Here is an 822-nt window from a genome sequence, read left to right on the forward strand (position 1 = left end):
GAGCGAGCCGTCCCGATCAGCAACAGGAGGCCGGCGGCGAGCCACTGGAGAACCATGCGCCTCATTGGATGACGAGGTCGACGCAGGGCCACGCCCCACCCCGTCACCCCGATCGCCACAGGGGACGACACATGTCGATGCCTTGACACCCCCGGATGTTATCGCGAACACTTGTTCGCAACGCACATTTAACAGCCAGAAGGCATACCCTTGCCTCGGTGTCACGCAACCCGCCGCTGAAGCCCGGAGGTACGCCGCTCCACCGGCGTTAGCGCTAACAGCGCCCATCTCCAGAGGGACCTGGGACCACTACGGGCAGCAGCGGATTCGGCGGTCAGCCCGATGTCCGGAGCCAGAGAGGCTGGATCAGATGATCGACCACTTCCCGACGCGGACCACCTCGTCGCGGCGCCGCCCACCGGGCCCGGCGCGGAGCACCAGGTCACTACGCCGGCTGCTGATCGTGCTGGTGGCCGCGACGACGGCGATGGTCGGCGGCGTCGCCGTCGTGTCGTCGCCCGCCGTCGCCGCCACGAACCAGTTCCGAGGCATGAACTGGGCCGTGCTGGGTGACAACTTCAGCACCGGTCCCCTCGTCGTGCAGGGCCTCAGCTCCTCCGACAGCAACGCGACGGTGCGGGCCAAGGCCAACGCCCTCTACGACGACATGGCTTCCACCATGGGCGTCAACACCGTCCGGCTGCCCATCAACACCCACACGGTGGGAACGGCGTGGTGGGAGGCCTACCGGGGCGCCATCGACGCCGCCACCGCCCGCGGTTTCAAGGTCATCCTCGCCTACTGGGAGGACGGCGCCGCCTC

At 68.1% G+C, this 822-nt stretch carries 1 pseudogene; it reads left to right on the forward strand.

Features of this window, described 5'->3' with window-relative positions:
* Positions 1-370: 370 nt before the first annotated feature.
* Positions 371-822: pseudogene (locus KBX39_RS32245) on the forward strand (glycosyl hydrolase family 5); the annotation flags it as partial.

Origin of the sequence: Micromonospora sp. D75 (assembly GCF_018070405.1) — a bacterium.
Classification (GTDB): Bacteria; Actinomycetota; Actinomycetes; order Mycobacteriales; family Micromonosporaceae; genus Micromonospora; species Micromonospora chalcea.